This is a genomic window from Mesorhizobium sp. M1399 (assembly GCF_040317735.1).
Taxonomy (GTDB): domain Bacteria; phylum Pseudomonadota; class Alphaproteobacteria; order Rhizobiales; family Rhizobiaceae; genus Mesorhizobium.
The window spans coordinates 252,905-275,036 of the sequence record NZ_JAMYKZ010000009.1 but is presented as its reverse complement, the minus strand read 5'-3'; the positions used below and the strand labels follow the sequence as shown (position 1 = coordinate 275,036).

The 22,132-nt window shown below is 61.4% G+C and carries 24 protein-coding genes and 1 tRNA gene; 11 read left to right on the top strand and 14 right to left on the bottom strand.

The annotated features are described in order from the left end of the window. The first annotated feature begins 1 nt into the window (after position 1). The 7 genes from hisD (at position 2) to NKH05_RS18050 (ending at position 3,853) form a co-directional block, all read left to right on the top strand. Positions 2-1,294 (top strand): histidinol dehydrogenase, encoded by a 1,293-nt coding sequence (gene hisD / locus NKH05_RS18080; RefSeq protein ID WP_023719443.1) that lies wholly within the window; start codon positions 2-4, stop codon positions 1,292-1,294. Between the two features lie 2 nt (positions 1,295-1,296). Continuing rightward, positions 1,297-1,782: a UPF0262 family protein gene (locus NKH05_RS18075; protein WP_023719444.1), complete on the top strand. Its 486-nt coding sequence runs from the start codon at positions 1,297-1,299 to the stop codon at positions 1,780-1,782. 58 nt (positions 1,783-1,840) lie between these two features. After that, complete coding sequence (locus NKH05_RS18070) at positions 1,841-2,251, top strand: arsenate-mycothiol transferase ArsC (protein ID WP_023719445.1); 411 nt, start codon at positions 1,841-1,843, stop codon at positions 2,249-2,251. 89 nt (positions 2,252-2,340) lie between these two features. Beyond that, entirely contained in the window at positions 2,341-2,559 is a 219-nt protein-coding gene (gene infA / locus NKH05_RS18065) for a translation initiation factor IF-1 (RefSeq protein WP_006200926.1), read from the top strand. A gap of 25 nt (positions 2,560-2,584) precedes the next feature. After that, positions 2,585-3,214 carry a Maf-like protein gene (locus NKH05_RS18060; protein WP_023719446.1) on the top strand — a complete coding sequence of 210 codons (630 nt, stop codon included), beginning with the start codon at positions 2,585-2,587 and terminating at the stop codon, positions 3,212-3,214. Then, positions 3,211-3,402, top strand: coding sequence for a DNA gyrase inhibitor YacG (yacG, locus tag NKH05_RS18055; protein ID WP_023719447.1), 192 nt, complete (start codon positions 3,211-3,213; stop codon positions 3,400-3,402). Before NKH05_RS18060 ends, yacG begins: the two co-directional genes overlap by 4 nt. Positions 3,403-3,777: 375 nt before the next feature. Then, positions 3,778-3,853 (top strand) — tRNA-Phe (locus NKH05_RS18050). A gap of 202 nt (positions 3,854-4,055) precedes the next feature. Here the strand turns inward: NKH05_RS18050 and NKH05_RS18045 are convergent. The 11 genes from NKH05_RS18045 to NKH05_RS17995 all read right to left on the bottom strand — a co-directional run bounded on the left by NKH05_RS18045 (position 4,056) and on the right by NKH05_RS17995 (position 13,494). Further along, on the bottom strand, positions 4,056-4,670 hold the full coding sequence (locus NKH05_RS18045; RefSeq protein ID WP_245278607.1) for a class I SAM-dependent DNA methyltransferase: 615 nt from the start codon (positions 4,668-4,670) through the stop codon (positions 4,056-4,058). A 217-nt stretch (positions 4,671-4,887) separates the two neighbouring features. Continuing rightward, positions 4,888-5,643 (bottom strand): AAA family ATPase, encoded by a 756-nt coding sequence (locus NKH05_RS18040; RefSeq protein WP_023719449.1) that lies wholly within the window; start codon positions 5,641-5,643, stop codon positions 4,888-4,890. Next, the gene (locus NKH05_RS18035) at positions 5,640-6,095 is read right to left on the bottom strand and encodes a hypothetical protein (RefSeq protein WP_156948087.1); all 456 of its coding nucleotides are present in this window, start codon (positions 6,093-6,095) and stop codon (positions 5,640-5,642) included. Before NKH05_RS18035 ends, NKH05_RS18040 begins: the two co-directional genes overlap by 4 nt. A 462-nt stretch (positions 6,096-6,557) precedes the next feature. Continuing rightward, positions 6,558-8,150 carry a gamma-glutamyltransferase gene (ggt, locus tag NKH05_RS18030; protein ID WP_352547883.1) on the bottom strand — a complete coding sequence of 531 codons (1,593 nt, stop codon included), beginning with the start codon at positions 8,148-8,150 and terminating at the stop codon, positions 6,558-6,560. A 21-nt stretch (positions 8,151-8,171) separates the two neighbouring features. Beyond that, positions 8,172-8,888 carry an ABC transporter permease gene (locus tag NKH05_RS18025; RefSeq protein ID WP_023719452.1) on the bottom strand — a complete coding sequence of 239 codons (717 nt, stop codon included), beginning with the start codon at positions 8,886-8,888 and terminating at the stop codon, positions 8,172-8,174. Then, positions 8,885-9,598, bottom strand: a complete 714-nt coding sequence (locus NKH05_RS18020; protein ID WP_023719453.1) for an ABC transporter permease — start codon at positions 9,596-9,598, stop codon at positions 8,885-8,887. Before NKH05_RS18020 ends, NKH05_RS18025 begins: the two co-directional genes overlap by 4 nt. 69 nt (positions 9,599-9,667) lie before the next feature. Further along, complete coding sequence (locus NKH05_RS18015; protein WP_353025828.1) at positions 9,668-10,513, bottom strand: transporter substrate-binding domain-containing protein; 846 nt, start codon at positions 10,511-10,513, stop codon at positions 9,668-9,670. A gap of 86 nt (positions 10,514-10,599) precedes the next feature. Further along, the gene (locus NKH05_RS18010) at positions 10,600-11,271 is read right to left on the bottom strand and encodes a GntR family transcriptional regulator (protein WP_023719455.1); all 672 of its coding nucleotides are present in this window, start codon (positions 11,269-11,271) and stop codon (positions 10,600-10,602) included. Positions 11,272-11,782: 511 nt separating this feature from the next. Continuing rightward, positions 11,783-12,133, bottom strand: a complete 351-nt coding sequence (locus NKH05_RS18005; protein ID WP_031194161.1) for a VanZ family protein — start codon at positions 12,131-12,133, stop codon at positions 11,783-11,785. 798 nt (positions 12,134-12,931) lie between these two features. After that, positions 12,932-13,198, bottom strand: a complete 267-nt coding sequence (locus tag NKH05_RS18000; RefSeq protein WP_353025826.1) for a DUF6894 family protein — start codon at positions 13,196-13,198, stop codon at positions 12,932-12,934. A 104-nt stretch (positions 13,199-13,302) separates the two neighbouring features. Continuing rightward, complete coding sequence (locus NKH05_RS17995) at positions 13,303-13,494, bottom strand: DUF3606 domain-containing protein (RefSeq protein ID WP_023719459.1); 192 nt, start codon at positions 13,492-13,494, stop codon at positions 13,303-13,305. A 424-nt stretch (positions 13,495-13,918) separates the two neighbouring features. On the opposite strand from NKH05_RS17995, the gene NKH05_RS17990 reads away from it, so the two are divergent. The 3 genes from NKH05_RS17990 to NKH05_RS17980 all read left to right on the top strand — a co-directional run bounded on the left by NKH05_RS17990 (position 13,919) and on the right by NKH05_RS17980 (position 15,312). After that, positions 13,919-14,218 (top strand): DUF1236 domain-containing protein, encoded by a 300-nt coding sequence (locus tag NKH05_RS17990; RefSeq protein ID WP_023719460.1) that lies wholly within the window; start codon positions 13,919-13,921, stop codon positions 14,216-14,218. A 133-nt stretch (positions 14,219-14,351) separates the two neighbouring features. Then, the gene (locus tag NKH05_RS17985) at positions 14,352-14,792 is read left to right on the top strand and encodes a hypothetical protein (RefSeq protein WP_023719461.1); all 441 of its coding nucleotides are present in this window, start codon (positions 14,352-14,354) and stop codon (positions 14,790-14,792) included. A gap of 175 nt (positions 14,793-14,967) precedes the next feature. Further along, complete coding sequence (locus tag NKH05_RS17980) at positions 14,968-15,312, top strand: hypothetical protein (RefSeq protein ID WP_198030499.1); 345 nt, start codon at positions 14,968-14,970, stop codon at positions 15,310-15,312. 68 nt (positions 15,313-15,380) lie between these two features. On the opposite strand, the gene ggt (NKH05_RS17975) is transcribed toward NKH05_RS17980, so the two are convergent. The 3 genes from ggt (NKH05_RS17975) to NKH05_RS17965 all read right to left on the bottom strand — a co-directional run bounded on the left by ggt (NKH05_RS17975) (position 15,381) and on the right by NKH05_RS17965 (position 21,117). After that, the gene (gene ggt, locus NKH05_RS17975; protein WP_352817576.1) at positions 15,381-17,111 is read right to left on the bottom strand and encodes a gamma-glutamyltransferase; all 1,731 of its coding nucleotides are present in this window, start codon (positions 17,109-17,111) and stop codon (positions 15,381-15,383) included. Positions 17,112-17,548: 437 nt separating this feature from the next. Beyond that, positions 17,549-18,841 (bottom strand): L-rhamnose catabolism isomerase, encoded by a 1,293-nt coding sequence (rhaI, locus tag NKH05_RS17970; protein ID WP_353025825.1) that lies wholly within the window; start codon positions 18,839-18,841, stop codon positions 17,549-17,551. 173 nt (positions 18,842-19,014) lie between these two features. Continuing rightward, a complete protein-coding gene (locus NKH05_RS17965; protein ID WP_353025823.1) occupies positions 19,015-21,117 on the bottom strand; it encodes a bifunctional rhamnulose-1-phosphate aldolase/short-chain dehydrogenase in 2,103 nt (700 codons plus the stop codon). A 187-nt stretch (positions 21,118-21,304) separates the two neighbouring features. Between NKH05_RS17965 and NKH05_RS17960 the strand changes: the two genes are divergently transcribed. Beyond that, complete coding sequence (locus NKH05_RS17960; protein WP_353025822.1) at positions 21,305-22,114, top strand: DeoR/GlpR family DNA-binding transcription regulator; 810 nt, start codon at positions 21,305-21,307, stop codon at positions 22,112-22,114. Positions 22,115-22,132: the final 18 nt, after the last annotated feature.

Here is a 22,132-nt window from a genome sequence, read left to right as displayed (position 1 = left end):
GATGGCCATCACGCTTCGCCAGTCCGACGCCGATTTCGAGCAGCGCTTTGCCGCGTTCCTGCTGACCAAGCGGGAAGTCTCGGCCGACGTCGACGCCGTGGTGCGCGAGATCATCGCCAAGGTGCGCGCCGACGGCGACGCGGCGCTCGTCGCCTACACGCAGAAATTCGGCGGCGGCGACCTGACAAGGCTCGGCATTGCGGTGTCCAAGGATGACATTGCCAAGGCTTACGATGCAGCCGATCCGCAGACGGTCGAGGCGCTGAAATTCGCCCGCGAGCGCATCCGCTCCCATCACCAGCGGCAGCTGCCTAAAGACGATCGCTATACCGACGCCGCCGGCGTCGAGCTCGGCTCGCGCTGGACGGCGATCGAGGCCGTCGGGCTCTATGTGCCGGGCGGCACGGCGAGCTATCCGAGCTCGGTGCTGATGAACGCCGTGCCGGCCAAGGTCGCCGGCGTCGAGCGCATTGCCATGGTGGTGCCAGCCTCCGGCGGCGACGTGCCGCCGCTGGTGCTGGTCGCGGCCGACCTTGCCGGCGTTTCCGAAATCTACCGCGTCGGCGGCGCCCAGGCGATCGCAGCCCTTGCCTATGGCACCGAGACGATAAAGCCCGTCGCCAAGATCGTCGGCCCCGGCAATGCCTATGTCGCGGCGGCCAAACGCCAGGTGTTCGGCACGGTCGGCATCGACATGATCGCCGGGCCTTCGGAAGTGCTGGTCGTCGCCGACGGCAGCAACGACCCCGACTGGATCGCAGCCGACCTGCTGGCCCAGGCCGAGCACGACGTGTCGTCGCAATCGATCCTGATCACCAACGACCCTGCCTTCGGCGACGCGGTCGAACAGGCGGTTGAACGCCAATTGCAGAACCTGCCGCGCGCCGCGACGGCGGCGGCGAGTTGGCGCGATTTCGGCGCCATAGTCCTGGTGCCGACGATCGAGGCAGCACTGCCGCTGGTCGACCGCATCGCGGCCGAACATGTCGAGCTTGCCATCGACGACCCAGAGCCTTTCCTGGCGCGGATGCGCAATGCCGGTGCGGTGTTTCTCGGCCGGCATACGCCGGAGGCCATCGGCGACTATGTCGCCGGCTCCAACCACGTGCTGCCGACGGCGCGCTCGGCGCGCTTTTCGTCCGGGCTTTCGGTGCTCGATTTCGTCAAGCGTACCTCGATCCTGAAGCTCGGGCCGGAACAGTTGCGGGCGCTGGCGCCGGCGGCGATCACGCTGGCCAAGGCGGAAGGACTCGATGCGCATGGACGCTCCGTCGCCATCCGGCTGAACATGTAGAAATGTCCGACTACGACGAAACCCGCGCCAGGCTGATCGATGTCGAGCTCGACGAGACGATCGGCCGATCGACGCCCGATGTCGAGCATGAGCGGGCGGTGGCGATCTTCGACCTGATCGAGGAGAACCGTTTCCAGCCGGTCAATGACGACGGTGCCGGGCCATACCGACTGAAACTGTCGCTGGCCGAATCCCGGCTGGTGTTCGCGGTGGCGCGCGAGGACGGCGCAGCCGTGGTCACCCATATCCTGTCGCTGACGCCGCTTAGGCGCATCGTCAAGGATTACTACATGATCTGTGAAAGCTATTACGACGCCATCCGCACCGCGACGCCCAGCCATATCGAGGCGATCGACATGGGCCGGCGCGGCCTGCACAATGAAGGCTCGCAGACGCTGATGGACCGGCTTGCCGGCAAGATCGACATCGATTTCGACACGGCGCGCCGGCTGTTCACGCTGGTTTGCGTGCTGCACTGGCGAGGTTAAACTGGCCGCCCCGCTGCCCCGCTCGATCCTGCCCCGCTCGATCCTGTTTGTTTGCGGCATGAACGCCGTGCGCTCGCCGATGGCCGAATTGCTGGCGCGCAAGGTGCTCCCGCCTACCACTTTCGTCGCCTCGGCCGGGGTGCGCGGCGGCGAACGCGATCCGTTCGTCGATGCCGTGCTGGCCGAAGAGGGGCTGTCGCTCGGCGAACGGCACCCGAGAACGATGGACGACCTCGAAGACGATTATTTCGATCTGATCGTGACGCTGGCGCCGGAAGCCCACCACACCGCGCTCGAACTCACCCGCTCGCTGGCCGTCGAAGTCGAATATTGGCCGATGCCCGACCCGACCGGCGTCAGCGGCACGCGCGAACAGATCATGGCTGCCTATCGCGACGTGCGCGAGCGGCTGAAGGCGCGGATCGGCCGCCGTTTTCTCGGCAACGAGGCTGAAAACGCCGCGGATTAAGCGTGTTCACAAGCGGACGTTTATCATATAGGTTCCGCGCAACTTTCCGGCCGGGGCGCTGGAAGTACCCATCCAAGCAAAGGTATCGAATGCCGAAGGAAGAAGTCCTCGAGTTTCCGGGTGTCGTGACGGAATTGCTGCCCAACGCGATGTTCAGGGTCAAGCTCGAAAACGAACATGAAATCATCGCCCATACGGCCGGCCGCATGCGCAAGAATCGCATCCGCGTTTTGACCGGCGACAAGGTCCTGGTCGAGATGACGCCCTACGACCTGACCAAGGGCCGCATCACCTACCGCTTCAAGTAAGTTCAAGGACCCGGCCGGGATCGCGATGGGCATTTTGCAGAAGCTCGTGCTTGCCTCGGGTTCGCCGCGCCGGATCGAGCTGTTGCAGCAGGCCGGCATCGAGCCGGATCGCGTGCTGCCGGCCGATGTCGACGAGACGCCGCTGCGCGCGGAGCATCCGCGGTCGCTGGCCAAGCGGCTAGCGACGCAGAAGGCCGAGAAGGCGCTGGTCTCGCTGAAAACCGAGACGGACTACCTGCCGAGCTTCGTGCTGGCCGCCGACACGGTGGTTGCCGTCGGGCGGCGCATCCTGCCCAAGGCCGAGACGCTCGACGATGCCGCCAACTGCCTCGGGCTGCTGTCCGGCCGTTCGCACCGGGTCTATTCCGGCATCTGCCTGATCACGCCGGGCGGCAAGCAGCGCTTGCGGCTGGTCGAGACCAGGGTGCGCTTCAAGCGGCTGCCGCGCGAGGAGATCGACGCCTATATCGCGTCGGGAGAATGGCGCGGCAAGGCCGGCGGCTATGCCGTCCAGGGGCTTGCCGGCGCCTTCGTCGTCAAGCTCGTCGGCTCCTACACCAACGTCGTCGGCCTGCCGCTCTACGAGACGGTGGCGCTGCTGAGCGGCGAAGGCTTCAAGGTGCACGTCAACTGGCTGGCGGGTGCGCGGATATGAGCCCGGACGACAAGGTCACGCCGCTGCGACCCAAGCGGCCCTGCCCCGAATGCGGCAAGCCATCGGCGCGCGAAACCTACCCGTTCTGCTCGAAGCGCTGCAAGGACATCGACCTCAACCGTTGGCTGAAGGGCGTCTACGTCATCCCGGGCCGCGACGACGAGGACGACGACGACCACCAGAAATAGCGCCGTCCGCCTGCAGTTTTCCACAAGCTCGGGACGGTTTCGCGGCCGCGATTGTGACCGATGATCGGCCTTGCCGACTGCCTGTCGCTTCCCGCCTGAACTCAATGTCCAGAAGCTGTTCCATCCGGGTAGAGTCGGATGGAACAGGTTCTGGCGTTTTGCCTGAGCATGATCTTTTCCGAAAACCGGATTCCACTTTTCGGGATCATGCTTTTTGTTTGAGCATGATCTTTTCCGAAAACCGGATTCCACTTTTCGGGATCATGCTCTAAGCGCTGGACAGGCCGGATTCCCGTGCTATAACCCACGCGCTTTCAAGGGGTGCCGACGGCGCTTTCATGAACCCGGTGTGCAGATTGCCGCCCGCCGGAGCAGGCCCAGATAGCTCAGTTGGTAGAGCAGCGGACTGAAAATCCGCGTGTCGGTGGTTCGAATCCGCCTCTGGGCACCACTACTTCCTCATATAAAGTCAATGGCTTGCGGTGTCGCCAGCTTGGCGACTTACGGCATTTCATGTCGCGCCGTGTTGCGAACTGTTACCGTTGAGTTTCAAGGGTTTCCTGCGACTGTCGGCAACTCCACGCGACATGAACTTCAACAAAGACCAGCCTCATGGCAAATGCTCGGTTTCAAATTTCATGTGCCCGCCGGCTTTACCGCTTTCTGGCAACCACCAGGAAATTCTGCGCAAGCTCCGCCGGAATCCTGGCACTTGCGCAGGTCCTTTCAAACGGCACCATCAATATTTCGCACAGTCTTGGCAGCAATTTCCCGGGTCGCGGCAAAAAACCGTACCCAACTATCCGCTCGACAATAAAGCCATTTGCAATGAGCGTCTGCTCGTATCCTTTAATGCTCAAAGTGTGGCGGACTGTCCCTCCTGCATAACGGTTCAGAATGCGGCAGACCAGCCCTATTGGGGAGGTCGCATTCATGTGGATATTCGAGATTAGCAATCCACCTTCGTTCAAATGCGCGCTGATGGCCGACAGTGCATCCTTCCTGAGCTCATCTTCAGCATTGAGGAAGAATCTGAATGCCGTGACCACGTCGAACCTTTCGGCAAGCGGAGAGAACGTAAGATCAGCGCGGACCAATTTCACGTTCTTCGGAACCCGTGCGCTAGCCAGCATAGATTGGGAGATGTCAACGCCGACGACTTCACCAAAAAATGGAGCTGCGATATTTGCTATGCGGCCTGTGCCGCATGCGAAGTCCAGGCATTTCCGGTTCGGCCCGCCGACAGGCAGGAGAATACGTTCGACCAAAGGCTTTTCGATACCCGACCACAGAGCTGCATAGTAGCCGGACCGGTACGTGTCGGAGTAATGGGCACCGTACCCAGCCGTCTGGTGGCTTGCTCGGTAATCCCGACGAGCGGGTGCACGGTTCTCATGGACGCTCCCGAACGGTCGCCGCTGCGCCCGCAGAAATCTGCGAATGCCAACGAACGATCTCACCGTGAACACCATGCAACTCGCGCCTCTAGTCTGGCCCGACGCATGCCGTCGCGGGCAATCCGTGCCCCACGATGCGCGCGACGACCTGTTCGAAATTGCGTGGGTCGAGGCCGTCGACACGCATCAGCGGCCATTTGTCTTGCAGGCATTGGCCGATCTCCCTCGCGATATCCGCTTGCTTCAGGCCCCTGACCACTCCGACTTCGAGAAGGCGCTCGAGGTACGGCTGCCGCGCATACCGCTCAATGAGGCGGTGGCGCAGCGTTTCCCCGGGCGCGTCGACTTGAATGAGGAGATCCGGTCGCGGCAGGAACGTCAGGCAATTACGAACCATGTCGATACTTGGATTTCGTCCCAACAGGACGAGCGCACACAACGCCTGAACGATGCCCTCTTCGAAAATGAAGTACCCTTCTGAGGCCTTCGCCGTATTCCAGGCTTCGAAGAGCAAAACGACGTCGATCTTCAGACGCAACGCCCATATTCGGCTTTTTGGAGGGATCGATGCCAAAAGCCGCGCAGCGGCCCCCTCGCTCGGCGGGGTCGAGAACAAGACCGGACTCGCGGTGGCGAGCTTGTGCACCAGACGCTGGATACCATGGCGTGTCTCCGGGCTTTCATCCTCGACCGAATCGACTTCGCTGCCGACAGACACAAAATCAATCCGGCGATAGCCATTGACTGTCTTCACACGGATGTCGTGTTTCGCCAGCTCACGGCAAAGGGCGCGGAGAAGGGTCGTCTTGCCTGCACCAGGCGGACCGAACAACTCGATAATCATGTAGGGATCTCCCGAACAGGAAGCAGAAAGATCGGATGAAGCGAGCTCGCCCGCTCCGGCGGTGTGGCGAGCGTAAACACTCTGGCATCCGCCTGGCCGAGTTGACCCCGCTCGCTGGCATCCTGCTGACGCCGCAAAAAGCTTTGGAGGAGATGCGATGCGGTGGAAGACTGCCTTTCCATGGCGTGCAGTCCCGCCTGTTGAGCCGCGACAGCGTTGCCGGTTGACTTGAGAACTTGCAATTGCTTCTCGATCGCCTGCGCTTGCGGCTGGTTGACACGCCTGTCGCTGTCGAACTGGCTCGTCGCCCGTGCCATCTCCTGATCGATCGAGCACCCCACGGTTGCCCGTTGGTCGACGTCGGTCGTCGTGGCTTCCAGGCGTGCGAGGCTCGACGACGCCGACCCCGCCGCCTGCGCCAACACCTCCGTCGTCGCGCCGCTTGCGCCCATAGGGAACATGGACCTCAGAAAGTCTCTAAATTGCCTGGGGATCAGTGCTTACTATGAGTGCCGAACCATACCATCATCCATCTGAATGACTGTCGGCACCACGGCACGCGCGTTTGGGCGCTGAACAGGGCAACGAGTTCAGGCCGAGCGGGCGGTTTTGGCTTGACGCGACACAAACGCGACATTCGGCCTAAAATCTGAACAATATCAATCACCGACAGCGGACTGAAAATCCGCGTGTCGGTGGTTCGAATCCGCCTCTGGGCACCATTTTTTCCCTGTACGGCCCGGAGACATAGGTAACAGTTTATACCTAGACATGGGTGACAATCTCGCGCCGAGCGGATTGTCGATGGCGTGCAAGAATTATCTGGACCATGGCGCCAGAGGCTCCTGCTCGCCGGCCAAATGGCGATGAAGAACGCCTTCAGCATCTTGGATTCCGCTCCGGCCACAACCGCTCTAAAGACCGAGGGCGCAGCCGTCCTTGCGCGGTTCAGAACCACCCAGCAGCGTCCCGTTTGCCCAATCGATGCGGATGGCCTGCGCACCGCCGATCGGGTCCGTGGCAGGAATGATTTCGAAACCGCGCCGGCTAAGTTCAGCTACGGTTTCGCGAGCGAGCCCGTGTTCGGCCTGGACCTTCATCGTGCCGCTGACAGGGGCGACCCGCGGCAGATCGATCGCCTCCTGCAGATCTATCCCGAAGTCGAGCACCTTCGTCAGCAGGTGCGCGTGGCCCATTGCCTGGTAGTAGCCACCCATAACGCCGAAAGGCATCTCTGCCCGGCCGCCTCTCGCAAGCATCCCGGGTATGATGGTATGCAGAGGTCGCTTGTTCGGCGCCACTGCATTGGGGTGCCTGGGGTCAAGCGAAAAGCTTTGCCCGCGATTGTGCAAGACGACACCGGAGCGTGGCGAGACCAGGCCCGAGCCAAAGCTGTCGAAGACCGAGTTGATGAAACTGACCGCATTGCGATCCTTGTCGACAACGGAAATATAGACCGTGTCGCTGTGCAGCGGCATATCGAACGCCGGCAGGTCCGCGCGGGCGCGCTTTAGGTCAATCATGCCCGCCAGACGATCGGCCCAAGCATTCGACAACATGTCGGCCACCGGGACCTCGGACGCATCAGGATCGGCGACGAGCACGTCACGCGCGGCGTAAGCGAGGCGTGTCGCTTCGATTTCCAGGTGAAGCCGGTCCGCGGATTGCGGGTCGCCGTGGGCTTCGAAGCGCGAGAGGATGTTTAGAATCAGCAATGCGATCACACCCTGGCCATTCGGCGGACATTCGAACACATCGCAGCCTCGAAACGCCGTGCTGATCGGGGTCACGTACTCGCCTGTTGCCGAGACGAAATCTTCGACTGTGTGCAATCCGCCGAGCCCACGAAGATAGGCGACCATGTCTTCGGCCACAGGGCCAGTGTAGAAGGCCTCTCGTCCCTTCTCGGCGATCAGCCGCAGCGTTGCAGCCAACTCAGGCTGGCGATGCACTTCGCCAACGCCTGGCGCGCGGCCGTTTGGCAGGAAAATCCGTTTCGCGGTCACATCGGAGGCCAGAAGTTCTTCCTCCAACGCCCAGTCACGATGGACCCGCGGTGAAATGGCGTAGCCTTCCTCGGCGAAACGTATAGCGGGGGCCAGGATTTGATCGAAGGGCATGTGCCCGTGATCAGCGTGCAACCTGGTCCAGGCATCGATGGCTCCCGGGATGGTGACGGAGCCAGGAGAATTGCGGGCTACCTCCGCCATGCCACGTTCGAGGAACCAGTCAATTGTGAGGGCGGCGGGTGTCCTGCCCGATCCGTTATAGGCGATGACCTCGCCGGATCCGTTTCGCGACAGAAGAGCGAAGCAATCGCCTCCAATGCCGGTCGAGGCTGGCTCGACGACACATTGCACCGCGCAGGCTGCGATGGCGGCATCCATGGCGTTGCCGCCGGTCGCCATGATCTCCACCGCCGTCAGGGTCGCCGACGGATGAGAGGTGGCGGCCATGGCCTCGCGTGAAACGACGACCGAGCGCGTTGGTTTCTCAAAATTTCGCATGCTATGCCCTTCTGATCGTGCTCAAGAGGCGGCGTCCCTCGTCGAGGGGCGGTGCCGCAGATGCCGCGACATCCAGTATTCGAGTGCCGCCAAGGCACGGATGATCGCGAAATTCAAAGTGAGATAAATGGCGCCCGCGCAGATGAAGACTTCAAAGGCGCGGTAAGTCTGGGAGATCAATCCCTGGGCAATTCCAGTCACCTCCATCAAGGTCACGATGGAGGCCAGAGACGTGCCCTTGATCATCAGGATGATTTCATTGCCGTAACTCGGCAGAGCCTGGCGAAAGGCCAGCGGCAGGATAACATGCCGATAGGTCAGACAGGTGGACAGGCCGACAGACCGGGCCGCCTCGACAAGGCCGCGCGGCACCGATTGAATCGCGCCGCGGAGGATTTCACTGCCATAGGCGGTGGTGTTGAGTGTCAGCGCGATGATTGCGCACCAGTAGGGTTCGCGGAAAACGGCCCATAATCCAATTGCCGACAGTTGGTGCCGGAACTGACCAAGGCCATAATATGTCAGAAAAATCTGCACCAGCAGGGGCGTGCCCCTGAACACGGCAACGAAGCCACGGATCGGCAAAACGACGAAGGGCGATTCCGATTGCTGGGCAAGCGCCAATGTGACGGCAAGGACGAAGCCGGCAACAATGGAAGTCAGGGCCAATTCTATCGTAAGCGGCAGGCCGGCGAGGAGCTTCGGCAGGATTTCGAGGAAAAAACTGAAATCTATCATGCCGACCGGACGCGCCACGGCGCCTTTCGTTCCAGACGGTAAAAGGCATGGCCCGTGACGGAAGCGATAGCCAGATAGAGCAAGGCTGCAGCAATGTAGAAGATGAATGGTTCACGGGTCGAACCTGCAGCGATCTGTGCCTGGCGCATCAGTTCAACGAGGCCGATTACCGATATCAGCGACGAGTCCTTCAGAACCAACTGCCACACGTTGCCGAGACCTGGCAGCGCGTAGCTCAGGAGCTGGGGAAAAATAACCTGTCGCAGCCGCTGCAGCCGGTTGAGACCAAGCGCGCAAGCGGCATCGTGCTGTCCTTGGTCGATGGCGAGGTAAGCCCCTCGATAGACCTCGGCTTGATAGGCGCCCGAGATGATTGCGATGGCCAAGGTTCCAGTGGCAAAGGCCGGAACGCCGACGAATCCGGACCCGCCCAGGCTATGACCAAGCGAGGTCAGGGCGACACTTCCTCCATAGTAAAGCAGATAAATGGTCAGAAGGTCGGGCACGCCTCGGAAAACCGTGCAATAGCCAAGGGCCAAGAACCTCAATACCTTGGAGTTGCGGAGACGGCCGGCCGCTGCCAGCCCACCGAATACAGCGCCAAGCGCAAAGCCCAGCACAGACAGAAGCACTGTAACCGAGGCCGCCATGAGAAGAGCAGCCCCCCAACCTCCGTGCTGGAAACCAAGTAGCCGGAATGCGTCAACCATCGATACCCCCGGCAGGGCGAACGGCTCAGCTCCGGAACGGGTCAGGAATGGCCGTTCGCCGACAAGCGCCTACTTGACTGGAGTGACGTCGCTCTTGACCCATTTAAGCGACAGGGTTTTGATCGTGCCATCGGCGATCGCGGCGTCGATGGCCCCGTTGAGCATATCTTTCAGCTTGATGTCCTCTTTGCGGATACCGGCACCGGAGCCAAGACCGAAGAGCCCCCCGACAAATCCCGGCCCGGCAAGCGTATAGTCGCTGAACTCCGGTTTGCCCAGCGTGGCGGCCAGCGCTGTCTGCTGTGCGAAGAGCGCGTCGATGCGACCCGCGGCAAGATCGAGATCGTGTTGCTCGGTGGTCTTGTATTCGCGAATCTCAGCGACGTCCGAGAAGTATTTTTTCACAAATTCCAGGTTCGCCGTTGCGGCCTGAACTCCAATGATCTTTCCCTTCAGCAATGGCTTGAGCTTGTCGATTGCCGCCTGCGCAGAGGCTTCATTCTCCAGCTTGATCCGCTCGTTGGAAATGCCGACCTTGCCCAGTTCGCTATCCTTTGCGACCGCGAAACCTGAGGGATCCACCGCATATGGCTGGGTAAAGTCAATGATCTTCAGACGTTTTTCAGTGATGAACATGCTCGCCATGATCACGTCGAACTTGCCGACGGTCAGCGCGGGGATCATGCCGTCCCAGTCCTGTGCGACGATCTTGCACTCGATCTTCATTCGCCCGCACAAATCATTGGCGAGATCGACTTCGAAGCCGTCCAGTTTGCCGTCGGCTGTTGTGAAATTCCAGGGCGCGTAGGCTCCTTCGGTGGCAATGGTAATTGCCTTTGGTGTTTCTTGTGCGACGGCGGCCTGGACCAGGCCGAACAGGACCGACGCAATGGCTGCGATGCGGCTAATTTTCATGTCATTCTCCTCTTTTTTGCCGGTATGGCAGTTCCCTTTCGTCGTGCCGGATTATCTTCCGGCTTCAACGAGTTAGATGGCGTTTTCTAGCGGCGGCCGGGACTTGCGAAGTTGGCCAGAAGGGGCGCTGTCTCGACGATATGATCCCGCATGACGATCTCTGCCTTGCCGGCATCACCTGACCGCAACACCTCAATCAGGATCTCGTGCTCGGCGCGCGCGCTGGCGGGCTTGTCGACATAGTCGAACCAGATGCGCAGGTAGGGTTCGATCACGACGTGCAGGCTGGCAATCTGCCGGACCAGCTTGGGTCGGTTGCTCAGTTGGCAAATCTGCAAATGGAAGGCCTGATGGCGCACGACCCAGTCGCTGCTGCCGGTCTGGCTGGCGCGCTCCATGCGGTCGAGCTGGCGTTCCAGTTCTTCAAGCACTTCGACATCGATGTGCGGCATGGCAAGCCTCACCGCCAACCCTTCGAGCACCGAGCGCATTTCAAAGGTTTCGTAAATCTCATCGAGGGTAAGCCCGGCGACGATGCAGCCACGGTTCGGGCGAATGACCACAAGACCTTCCGCGGCCAGCTGGCGGAACGCTTCGCGAACCGGCATGCGGCTCATGCCGATTTCCGTCGCGATCTCTTCCGGGATAAGCCGGTCCCCGGCGCGGTAGCGCCCCATCCTCAAGGCACGCTGAATGTGGCGATAAGCCTCCTCCTCGGCGGTCGTGATGCCCAGCGGCTCGATTGCGTCTGCTGCCATGTCCTTGGTCCAATCAGAGCGTATCTGTGTATCCACTTATCCAGTTGTCGCGACCTGTGTCAAGCACCGAAGCTTGTGCGCGTTAGAATTTCTATTGTGAGAATAAACACTTGGGGGGAAAATGGGGCAAGCACACCGTCATCAGCTAAGCCGCTGATCGGCCGCTTTCAACGTCCGGCAAAAAGGCCCGCCGCTCCATTTGCGAAGCGGCGAGGCCCCATATTCGGGGACGATCGCCGGAGTGTTCCCCGGCATTGCCTACAGTGCAATTCAGGTGCCAGAATCATTGACCCAAAACGGGTCACCGCACCGGAGGCGAGAAGGCGGACCTTCCGCGATCACGCTACTGCCGCGCTTTGCCATTGCTGCTACATTACTTTGCGGCGGACCTGATTTTTCCGCCTGGCCGGCGTCCGTCAGGCAACTTACCCCAACGCGCCCCCCCAAGTGACGCCGGCCATTTTCCCCATATTGCAGCACGGGCGCGCCGATTCCGTTATGCGCTTTCGAGCTATGGCAATCCGCCGGCGAGCCGCTTTGTCCAGCCTGCAATTGTCAGCCCGAAGGCCATTCCGGCGCAGTCGGCCACCCAGTCGAATAGATCCGGGTGGCGCCCTATCAGCTGCACGGCCTGAAGGCCCTCGATCGCCGCGCCCGTGAGCACGAGGAGGACGATCAGCTTCGCCTTGTGTTCCGGCCAGCCGAGACTTCCGAGAGCCGCCAGCACGACGAAGGCGGCGGCGTGATTGAGCTTGTCGTGACCAAACGTGAAAGCCAGGCCAAGACCCTGCAGGAGCTGCTCCGGCAAAAGGGCAAACAGCAGAACGCCGGCAAACGCGGCGGGAAAAGCAATCCTTGCCACGATCTGATAAGAATCCAGGCGCAACAAGGGTGAAATGGCCTTTCGTCCGAAATCTGCAGGGAACACCGCTGGCCGCTGAATCGAGAGCGAACGCGGCGTCCAATTTCCGCCGTCCGGGCGTCCGGTGCATCGTCAGAATGAATGAATGCTTCGGGTCAGCCGCTGCACAGGCCGGGCTCGTGGCAAGTGGTCTGCAATGGTGTGGCTTCCGCGATCACGCAATTACCCGCCGCGCCAACGCAGCTACTATCTGGCTGCGGCGGACCTGATTTCCGCTTGGCCGGCGCTGCATCAGGCACCTTACCCCACGCCTCGCGAAGCAGCGCCGGCCATCTCTCCCAGCTAAAGCGCGTCGCGTTCGACCGGCCTCATGCGACGTGCTTAAAGTTCTTGTCTTGATGCATGTCGTTATCGCAAAACCGCTTCACACTTTTGCGCGACATGCATTGGATTTCCACCGGTTGCGCGATGACCCGGCCCGCATCAAAAAGCCCGCCGCCCTGTCGGACGACGGGCTCCGTTGCCTGGGCGCCAGGGCGCCGCGGTAGCGACTTCTGCTGCTTATGCTCCCGCAGGTTTCCAATATGCTGCCGCCGCATGGCGTTGCGCATCGGCTAAACAAACGAAGCCCGCGCCTCTGGCGGAGGGCGCGGGCCGACCGGGTTGCACCCCGATCTGCAGCAGAAACCCGGGAGGTTCCCGCTGCTTAAGATAACAATTAGAGACTTCTAATGTTCCCTTGGGGAAGATGCCGGCTGCTCCAGAAATCTCATGGTCGGCACGACAACGATAGGGCCGTCAACTCATGCGCATGTTGATCTGGAAAATCCGTTCGTCGAAATGCCGCGTTTCGACGGCAAAGGTCAAAGCCACTTCAAGCACCAGACCGTCATGGTCGTTCCGGACCTTGACTGTGATCCTTCGGTGAGGAAGGCCATCCCTGGCCATCTCGCCCAATGTGCGAAAGGCTTCTTTCCTGACCAGCGGGAAATCGTCACATGACGTTCCCTGATCGTCGGAATAGACGATTCCGTCTTCATCGGAATCGAAGAAATAAAGGGGCATTGGCTTGGCCGAAGCAGCGGCATCCGGGCACGTTGTCGATAGCTGACCGGAATTCTCGGCAGATTGTGATCAGTGCCTTTCCAACCGCCGGCTCCGCCGCCGTCTCACTTGCGCTCGCGCAATGCTTTCACCGCTTGCGAGAGGATCATCCGGTCGCCACCGGTCCTTTTGATCAGCTTGCTCACCTGGCTGGGCGAGACACCATTTTCCCGCGCGAAATATTCGACTTCATAATACTCATCCGCCGACACGCGGTTGCGGTCGCTGAAGTCTCGCTTGCTCTTGTCATCGGCCATTTCTCTTCTCCTCGTCTCTTCTCCTCGCCTCAGGGTCAACTTTGGTCAGAAGCACGCTGCAATTGAGGGTTCGCCCGCCACAAAAGTGACGCGCGAACCCTATCGGCGCAGGAAGGGACAGGGCTGCGCAGATGCCGGGTTCGATCGGAATGGAAACAGCCAAGATCGGTGCGAGCAACCGTCGACATTTTCCAAAGAATCCTCCCGGAACGTGCAGCCAGCAACGAGTTTGAGCGGCGGCGGTTCCGGGCTTCGCGACAAACCTACCCTTTGCCCGCGAGGATCAGACTTAGGTCCTGCGGCAACACGTCGATTGGTCCCCGCCGGGTGGGACCGAAGCCCCGTCGACGGAACGTTTTCAGCTGGCTTCCGTTCGAATGAGCCTTGGCGCGAAGAGCGGACCGAGTTCGCAAAGGAGACGACCATGAGAATGCATCTTTCCACCGCGGCGGCGGGACTTTTGCTGCTGGCAGGCGTCGGCGCCGCTGCGGCGCAAGACGTTGTCATCGAACCGCAGCAGGAAACCGTCATCAGGGAGTATGTGAAAAAGCAGCCGCTGGCCTCGGTGAAAATCCCTGGGGTGGAGCTCAACATCGGCTCGACGCTCCCCGACACCGTCGAGCTTCATGAGGTCCCGAACGTCAAATATCGTTATGTCGTCATTGACAACCGCACCGTTGTCGTCGACCCAGGCACGCGCAAGGTCATCAAGGTCATCGAGTGACGTGAAAACTCGGGCAGCCGTCGCCCGTCGCTCAGAAATGAGCGGCGGGTGACGTTTGCGTCAGGCGGTTCCTCGGCGCTCAGCTGGGACCCGCCTTACCGTCGAGGGCCGGGGGGCCTCACAGGCAGTTTCAATGCGAACAATCAGCAGACTTTTCGATTCCCATGACCAGGCGGCCCGTGCCGTCGAAACGCTTCAGGCAGCAGGAATTGCTCGCCAGGAGATCAGCGTCATCGGACCCTACGATGATGAAATCGGCGCCGTCTTGCGCGATCCAGGTACGGGTGCCGTCCTTGGCGCGGCAGCCGGTTTGTTGGCCGGCCTCGGCGCCTTTGATATGCCCGGCATCGATCCCCTCGGCGCGGGATGGCTGGCATCGGCCCTCGTCGGTGCAGTCTTGGGCGGCGTTGCCGGCGCGACATTGTCCCGTATCGGCAAGCAGCCGGGCCAGCCGGATGCCGCACAAGGTGTGATCCTGGTGCTGGCGCATGTCGATGAAAGACAGGCCGACACCGCACAGGCGGTGCTTGGAGCTTCCGTTCAGGCGACGCAGTCTTTGGCCAGGGCGGCTTGAAGATCAAGCTCGGGCAAAGCACTTTGATCAGACCGAGCAGAGGGCGATCAAAGCACGGACCCAAAAATCTCTGGCAAGCCGCCGCCAGAAAGTGTTGAACACCGTGCCGATCACATTCGGCGAGCGGTTGCGCTCGGCGAGGCTTGATGATTTGCTGTCGGTTTGCGGAGAACGAATGATGCATGAGCCTGTCGGTCAAGACGAATATGGGTCGACCAGCCCGTTCGATCCGGACGATCTGTCGAGGTTGAACGCGATCGGCCCGAGCGCCGGCAGCAACGATTTCGAAAAATACGCGGTAGCCGTGATCATCGTATTCGGCGCCCTGATCATCGGCGGCCTGATGGCCGCCGGCTTGAGCTTCGGGCGCCGCAGCACCTTCTTTTTCGCGCTTGGCGGCGCCACCGCGGCATGGATATCCGGCAACGCGCTCCTGCTCGATCGGCCGCGCATCTACGCCCTGTTCGTCGGCGTCGCGGCGTTGATGCTGATTGCGTCGACCATCGCGCTGGTCACCTGAAGCAAGGCGAATCTTCCTATTGACCGTGACCTTATCCGAAAACCGGTTCCGCCTTTTGAGACCATGGTCTAATACCCGATAGCCTCACCGGATGCGGCGCGGCTGTCGATGGCGCCGTTGTAGCGGGCGCCGCCGCCCTTCTCGATTTCCGCCAGGCTCTTGCCGCCGACCAGGATGCCGGCCGCCTGGCCCCAATTCGCCTCGGCGAGATCGAGATGGTAGCCCATGCCGGTAAGCAGCTTTTCGGTATCCGGCGACAGGCCGAAGGGTTCGATATAGACCGTGTCGGGTAACCATTGGTGGTGGGTGCGCGGCGCGTCGATCGCTTCCTGGATGTTCATGCCGTGATCGATGACGTTGACGATCGCCTCCAGCGTGATGGTGATGATGCGTGAACCGCCAGGGCTGCCGATGACCATGAACGGCTTGCCGTCTTTGGCGAGGATGGTCGGGCTCATCGACGACAGCGGCGTCTTTTTCGGCGCGATCGCATTCGCCTCGCCCTGGACGAGGCCGTAGAGATTGGGCACGCCGGGTTTCTGGGTGAAGTCGTCCATCTCGTTGTTGAGCAGGATGCCCGTGCCGTCGGCGACGACGCCGGCGCCGAAAGAGCCGTTCAGCGTGTAGGTTACCGCGACGGCGTTGCCGTCATTGTCGATGATCGAATAATGCGTCGTCTCGTTGCTCTCGCCAAAGCCCTTCGGCATCAATTCCTGCGACACGCCGGCCCGGAACGGATCGATCTTTTCGCGGATTTCCCTGGCGTAATTCTTGTCGAGCAGTTTTGCGACCGGATTGTCGACGAAGCCGGGATCGCCGAGCGCCGAATTCCGGTCGACATAGGCGTGGCGCATCGCCTCGACCATGACGTGAACCGTCTCGGCCGAACCAGAGCCGAGATAGGACAGCGGATAGAACTCAAGCACGTTGAGGATCTCGCAGATGATGACGCCGCCGGAGCTCGGCGGCGGCGAGGACGTGATCTCGTAGCCGCGATAATTGCAGGTCGCCGGCTTGAGCTCGCGCACCGCGTAGTTTTCGAAATCCGCCTTGGCCAGAATGCCGCCCTTCTCGCCGCTCGCCTTGACGATGGCGTCGGCGATCGCGCCTTTGTAGAAGGCATCCGCACCGCGTTCGGAAATGGCGGCAAGCGAAGCCGCGAGATCGGGCTGAACGAGGCGCTCGCCGACGGTGTAAGGCTTGCCGTCCGGCTTGAGGAAAACGGCCGCCGCCGCCGGGTCCCTCGCCAACCGCTCCGCGCCGCCCTGGAGCGAGGCCGCATCGCCCTGCTCCAGTACGAAGCCTTCCCTGGCAAAGCGGATGGCCGGCGCCAGCAAGTCCTGCCGCGTCAGCGTGCCGTATTTCTCCCGCGCCATCTCGAAGCCGGCGACCGAACCCGGCACGCCGACGGCCAGATAGCCGTCGAGACTGGCGCCCTTTACCGGCTTGCCGTCCTTGTCGAGATACATGGTTTTGGTTGCGGCGAGCGGCGCGCGCTCGCGGAAATCGAGGAAGGTCGAGCGGCCGTCCTTGAAGCGGATGGTCATGAAGCCGCCACCGCCGATATTGCCGGCGGTCGGATAGACCACGGCCAGCGCATAGCCGACGGCGACCGCGGCATCGACGGCATTGCCGCCCTTCTTCAGCACCTCGACGCCGACTTCAGACGCAAGATGCTGGGCGGTCACCACCATGCCGTGCTCGCCCTTCGCCGGCTGCGGCGAAGCGGCGAAGGCGAGGAACGGCACGAAGGTCAGGGTGAGGGAAAGGCTGACGGCGATTAGGGTTCGGCGGTGCATGGCCGTTCTCCGTGGCTTGGGGTGAGCCTAGGAAACGCGCTTGGAGCGGTTGAGTCTACTGACAATAATGGGAAGATACGGCGAGGCTTCGCGCCTCCGGTTGAGCTGCCGATCTCCCCCCTTGCGGGGGAGATGGCCGGCAGGCCAGAGGGGGGTGCTGTCCCTCCGACCTCTCCAGCAATGCGCGGGCACATCCTCTGGCTATTTTGCAGGTTGCACGGTTCGACGTTGGAGATCCTTCCCACCCCCCTCTGTCCTGCCGGACATCTCCCCCGCAAGGGGGGAGATCGGATTTCGCCTTTGGTTTTCGCCAACATTCAACGCTGGCGAGCAACTTTGTTCTTGCTTTGTGCCGGCAGCTATGCTACTAATCTATCTATGGTGCTGAATCGCACCGCGACCCGCCTCTGGCGGGTTTTTCATTTTTCACCTCGACATCAAACAATCCCGCCACCGACGCTCGCGACCGCCGGCCGTTCCGCTGCGACTTTCGCCCGATACCCGGCTGCGCGGTAGGCGGCGACCGGATCGATGGCGCCGCCGGTCTTTAGTCGTGCCATGGCGAGGATCGGCTCGACATCGGTGCGATAGGCTATCTTCAGCGTCTGCGTTGCCATCAGCGCATCATTGGCGTCCTGGAAGCCTTCGAGCGCCTTGCGATCGACCAGCAGCGCCTGGGCATAGGCGCGCTGCACTTCAACCGCCGACAGCATCAGGCTTTCGATCGGATCGGTGACGTTGTGGCTCTGGTCGAGCATGTGGGCCGGATCGAACCCTTCGGGACCGGAAAGCTCGGCATCGACCAGTTCGTTGAAGACCAGGAACAGCCGGTAGGGATCGATCGAGCCGGCGTCGAGGTCGTCGTCGCCATATTTCGAATCGTTGAAATGGAAGCCGCCGAGCTTCTTGAACTGGATCAGCCGCGACACGATCATCTCGATGTTGACGTTGGGGGCGTGATGGCCGAGGTCGACCAGGCAGAACGCCTTGTCGCCAAGCTCTTTGGCGATGATGTAGTTGGTGCCCCAATCCTGCACGACGGTCGAATAAAAGGCCGGCTCGTACATCTTGTGCTCGGTGAACAGCTTCCAGTCGTCCGGCAGTCCGGCATAAATCTCCTTCATCGCGTCGAGATAACGCTCGAACGCCTTGGCGAAATTAACCTGGCCGGGAAAATTCGAGCCGTCGCCGATCCACACCGTCAGCGCTTTCGAGCCCAGCGTCCTGCCGATCTCGATGCATTCGAGATTATGCTCGACCGCCTGCCGGCGTGTTGCGGCATCGGCATGCGACAACGAGCCGAACTTATACGAAAGTTTTTGGTCCCTGGCGTCGGAGAAGGTATTGGAGTTGATGGCGTCGAGGCCGAGGCCGAAGCGGGATGCCGCCTGCTTCAGCCGGTTCGGATCGGCCTTGTCCCACGGAATATGCAGCGAGACGGTCGGCGTCGCCTGCGTCAGCTGGCGGATGACGGCGCAGTCCTCGATCTTGTCGAAAATGTCGCGCGGCTCGCCAGCGCCGGGAAAGCGGGCAAAGCGGGTGCCGCCGGTGCCGACGCCCCAGGACGGGATGGCGACGGCGAATTTCTCGACCTTGTCGCGGATGGCATCGATGGCGATGCCGCGGCGGTCGAGGCGCTCGCCGAGGGACTCGTAGTCGCGCTTGAGGTCGGCATTGCGCGCGGCATTGTGCCTGTCGACGAGGTCGGCGGAGATGATGGTTTCGGACATGGTGGTTTCCTCCCAATTTGCGTTGGTCGGCGCTGCCCCTCACCCTTACCCCTCTCCCCGTAAAGAACGGGGAGATCACCGGCGTTGGAGCGCTTCCCTTCTCGGCGTCACTATTACGGGGAGAAGGTGCCGGCAGGCGGATGAGGGGCAGCGCAACCCTCAAAGACGGTCGCTTATCGCGTAAAACTCTGCGCGTTGCCGGCATCGACGTTGATGATGTTGCCGGTCGATTTTGCCGACATGTCGGAGGCGAAAAAATAGATCGCTTCGGCGATGTCCTCGGGGAATACCGACCGCTTCAGCATCGAGCGCGAGCGGTAATGCTCTTCGAGATCGTCGGTCGACATCTTGTAAGCGGCGGCGCGCTGTTCCTTCCATTCGCCGGTCCAGATCTTCGAGCCGCGCAGCACGGCGTCGGGATTGACGACATTGACCCTGATCTGGGCTTCCGCGCCTTCCAGCGCCAGGCAGCGCGCCAGATGGATCTCGGCAGCCTTGGCCGTGCAGTAGGCGGCGGCGTTTGGCGATGCGGCAAGGCCGTTCTTAGAGGCGACGAAGACGACGTTGCCGCCGATCTTTTGCGTCCGAAACAGCCGGAACGCCTCCCGCGAAACCAGGAAATATCCCGTCGACAAGATGTCCATGTTCTTGTTCCACAGCGCCAGCGTGGTGTCCTCGATCGGCGCCGAGGAGGCCAGGCCAGCGTTGGACACCAGGATGTCGATGCCGCCGAACTCGACCGCTGTCTCGGCAAAGCCGGAGATCACCTGATCCTCGGACGTGACGTTGATGACGACGGGCCGCACGAAATCCTTGCCGTAGGCCTTGGCAAGCTCGTCATTGGCGCTGGCAAGGGCTGCCTCGTCGATATCGGCCAGCACGACGCAGGCGCCTTCGCGCAGCAGCCGGTTGGCGGTGGCGCAGCCAATGCCGCCGGCGCCGCCGGTGACCAGCGCGATTTGGCCGGCAAGAGCTTTCGGTTTCGGCAGGCGCTGCAGCTTTGCCTCTTCGAGCAGCCAGTATTCGATATCGAAGGCTTCCTGGTCGGGCAGCCCGACATAGGTCGACACCGTCGAGGCGCCGCGCATGACGTTGATGGCGTTGACGTAGAATTCGCCCGATATACGCGCCGTCGCCTTGTCGCCGGCGAAGGTGAACATGCCGACACCGGGCATCAGATAGACCACGGCGTTCGGATCGCGCACCGGTGGCGAATCCGCGTGCTTGCAGCGGTCATAATAGGCCTGATAGCCGACGCGATACTCCGCCACATCGTCGACAAGACGGGCAATGACGGCATCGACATCGGGATTCCTGGGATCGAACTCGATGACCAGCGGCCGGATCTTGGTGCGCAGGAAGTGGTCCGGGCAGGATGTGCCGAGTGCCGCCAACGGCCGCAAATCCCTGGAATTGACGAATTCGAGCACCGCAGGAGAATCGTCGAAATGGCCGAGCTTGTGGCTTTTCTCCGAGATCAGGCCGCGGATCCTCGGCATCAGTTTTGCAGCCACAGCGCGACGCGCCGGTGCATCGAGCGATTTGACGATTTCGCCGCCGAAGATCGGCTTGCCCTGGCTCTTGCGCTCGAACCAGTCGATCGCCTGGTTGATCACCGAAATCGTCGTCTCGTAGCATTCCTTCGGCGTGTCGCCCCAGCTGAACAGGCCATGGCTTGCCAGCACGACACCCTTGGCCTCGGGGTTCTCGAGGCAGAATTTCTCCAGCCACAGGCCGAGTTCGAAGCCCGGGCGCTTCCATGGCAGCCAGCCGATCGTGTCGCCGAATATCTCCTTGGTCAGCGCCTGCGAATCCTTGGCGGCGGCAATAGCGATGATGGCGTCGGGGTGCATGTGGTCGACATAAGGCTTCGGCACGAAGGCATGCAGCGGTGTGTCGATCGAGGCCGCGCGCGGGTTGAGGTTGAAAGTGCAGTGGGGCAAATAGCCGACCATCTCGTCTTCATGTTCGAGGCCACGATAGAGACCTTTCAGCGCGCGCAATTTGTCCATGTAGAGCGTGGCGAAGCCGTCGAGTTTGATCGAGGCGCTGTCGCCGCCCGAGCCCTTGACCCACAGCACTTCCACGCTCTGCCCAGTGAGCGGATCGTTTTGCCAGATCTTGGAGGAGGTGTTGCCGCCGCCATAATTGGTGACGCGCTTGTCGGAGCCAAGAACATTCGAGCGATAGACCAGACGTTCGGGCTCGCTCATCGCTTGCGCTTTTGCGTCATCCCAAAGATTGGCGAGGCGCGTGCCGGAGCGCTTGTCGAGCATAGGTAATCCTCCCTTTGGGACACGCAAACGGCGCGGGTCCTTTTGTCCGAATTTCTACGCAAGCGGCCGTCTTGTCAATCACAAACGATCAATATCAATCATATTGCACTGCACAATGAAATTATCTGATCGGAAATGATTGACACTGCGCGCTTGGGGTGCCTAGATGCTCAAGCAGGGAGGAACCATGCACGAGAAAGAGCGCCACAGGATCATTCTGTCCGCCGTCCAGGAAAAGCCTGTGGTGACGGTGCAGGAGATGGTCGACCTGACGGAGTCGTCGGAGGCGACGATCCGGCGCGACATCGCGGCATTGCATGTGCAAAAGCGCCTGCGCCGGGTGCGCGGCGGCGCCGAGGCGCTCTCGCCTCCGCAGTTCATCGGCCTTGCCGGCCGGCCGTTTTCCGTCAACGAGACGATCAACGCTTCGCAGAAGCGGGCGATCGCACGAGCGGCCGTGGAACTCTGCAAGGACGGCGAGCCGATCATCATCAATGGCGGCACCACCACGTTCCAGATGGTGCATTTCCTGAGCGGCCGCCGCATGCCGATCTTCACCAATTCCTTTCCGATCGCCGAGCACCTGCTCAGGCATTCCAAGAACACGGTGATGCTGTCGGGCGGCACCATCTACCGCGAGCAGAACATCATCCTGTCGCCCTTCGACAATGACGTGACGCGCAATTTCTACGCGCGCCGCATGTTCATGGGCGCGCAGGGACTGGGGCCGCTGGGTCTTATGGAAGGCGACCCGCTGCTGATCCAGGCCGAGCAGAAGCTTATCGACCAGGCGGACGAATTGGTGGTGCTGGTCGACTCCTCGAAATTTCGCAAGCGCTCGAGCCTGATCCTGTGCGGCCTGTCGCGCATCGCCACGGTGATCACCGACGACGGCATCGAGGATCGCGAAGCCAAGATGCTGGAGACCGCCGGCGTGACGCTGATCGTCGCCCGCACAACGGCAAGCAATAAGGAAGAATCTTCGCTGCAGGCCTGAGAAAACTCACGCCCGCAG

Bases quoted from the DNA above. Each gene is read 5' to 3' on its own strand.
- hisD (WP_023719443.1), top strand. From the start codon at position 2: ATGGCCATCACGCTTCGCCAGTCCGACGCCGATTTCGAGCAGCGCTTT.
- NKH05_RS18075 (WP_023719444.1), top strand. From the start codon at position 1,297: ATGTCCGACTACGACGAAACCCGCGCCAGGCTGATCGATGTCGAGCTC.
- NKH05_RS18070 (WP_023719445.1), top strand. From the start codon at position 1,841: ATGAACGCCGTGCGCTCGCCGATGGCCGAATTGCTGGCGCGCAAGGTG.
- infA (WP_006200926.1), top strand. From the start codon at position 2,341: ATGCCGAAGGAAGAAGTCCTCGAGTTTCCGGGTGTCGTGACGGAATTG.
- NKH05_RS18060 (WP_023719446.1), top strand. From the start codon at position 2,585: ATGGGCATTTTGCAGAAGCTCGTGCTTGCCTCGGGTTCGCCGCGCCGG.
- yacG (WP_023719447.1), top strand. From the start codon at position 3,211: ATGAGCCCGGACGACAAGGTCACGCCGCTGCGACCCAAGCGGCCCTGC.
- NKH05_RS18040 (WP_023719449.1), bottom strand. From the start codon at position 5,643: ATGATTATCGAGTTGTTCGGTCCGCCTGGTGCAGGCAAGACGACCCTT.
- NKH05_RS18035 (WP_156948087.1), bottom strand. From the start codon at position 6,095: ATGGGCGCAAGCGGCGCGACGACGGAGGTGTTGGCGCAGGCGGCGGGG.
- ggt (WP_352547883.1), bottom strand. From the start codon at position 8,150: ATGCGAAATTTTGAGAAACCAACGCGCTCGGTCGTCGTTTCACGCGAG.
- NKH05_RS18025 (WP_023719452.1), bottom strand. From the start codon at position 8,888: ATGATAGATTTCAGTTTTTTCCTCGAAATCCTGCCGAAGCTCCTCGCC.
- NKH05_RS18020 (WP_023719453.1), bottom strand. From the start codon at position 9,598: ATGGTTGACGCATTCCGGCTACTTGGTTTCCAGCACGGAGGTTGGGGG.
- NKH05_RS18015 (WP_353025828.1), bottom strand. From the start codon at position 10,513: ATGAAAATTAGCCGCATCGCAGCCATTGCGTCGGTCCTGTTCGGCCTG.
- NKH05_RS18010 (WP_023719455.1), bottom strand. From the start codon at position 11,271: ATGGCAGCAGACGCAATCGAGCCGCTGGGCATCACGACCGCCGAGGAG.
- NKH05_RS18000 (WP_353025826.1), bottom strand. From the start codon at position 13,198: ATGCCCCTTTATTTCTTCGATTCCGATGAAGACGGAATCGTCTATTCC.
- NKH05_RS17995 (WP_023719459.1), bottom strand. From the start codon at position 13,494: ATGGCCGATGACAAGAGCAAGCGAGACTTCAGCGACCGCAACCGCGTG.
- NKH05_RS17990 (WP_023719460.1), top strand. From the start codon at position 13,919: ATGAGAATGCATCTTTCCACCGCGGCGGCGGGACTTTTGCTGCTGGCA.
- NKH05_RS17985 (WP_023719461.1), top strand. From the start codon at position 14,352: ATGCGAACAATCAGCAGACTTTTCGATTCCCATGACCAGGCGGCCCGT.
- NKH05_RS17980 (WP_198030499.1), top strand. From the start codon at position 14,968: ATGATGCATGAGCCTGTCGGTCAAGACGAATATGGGTCGACCAGCCCG.
- ggt (WP_352817576.1), bottom strand. From the start codon at position 17,111: ATGCACCGCCGAACCCTAATCGCCGTCAGCCTTTCCCTCACCCTGACC.
- rhaI (WP_353025825.1), bottom strand. From the start codon at position 18,841: ATGTCCGAAACCATCATCTCCGCCGACCTCGTCGACAGGCACAATGCC.
- NKH05_RS17965 (WP_353025823.1), bottom strand. From the start codon at position 21,117: ATGCTCGACAAGCGCTCCGGCACGCGCCTCGCCAATCTTTGGGATGAC.
- NKH05_RS17960 (WP_353025822.1), top strand. From the start codon at position 21,305: ATGCACGAGAAAGAGCGCCACAGGATCATTCTGTCCGCCGTCCAGGAA.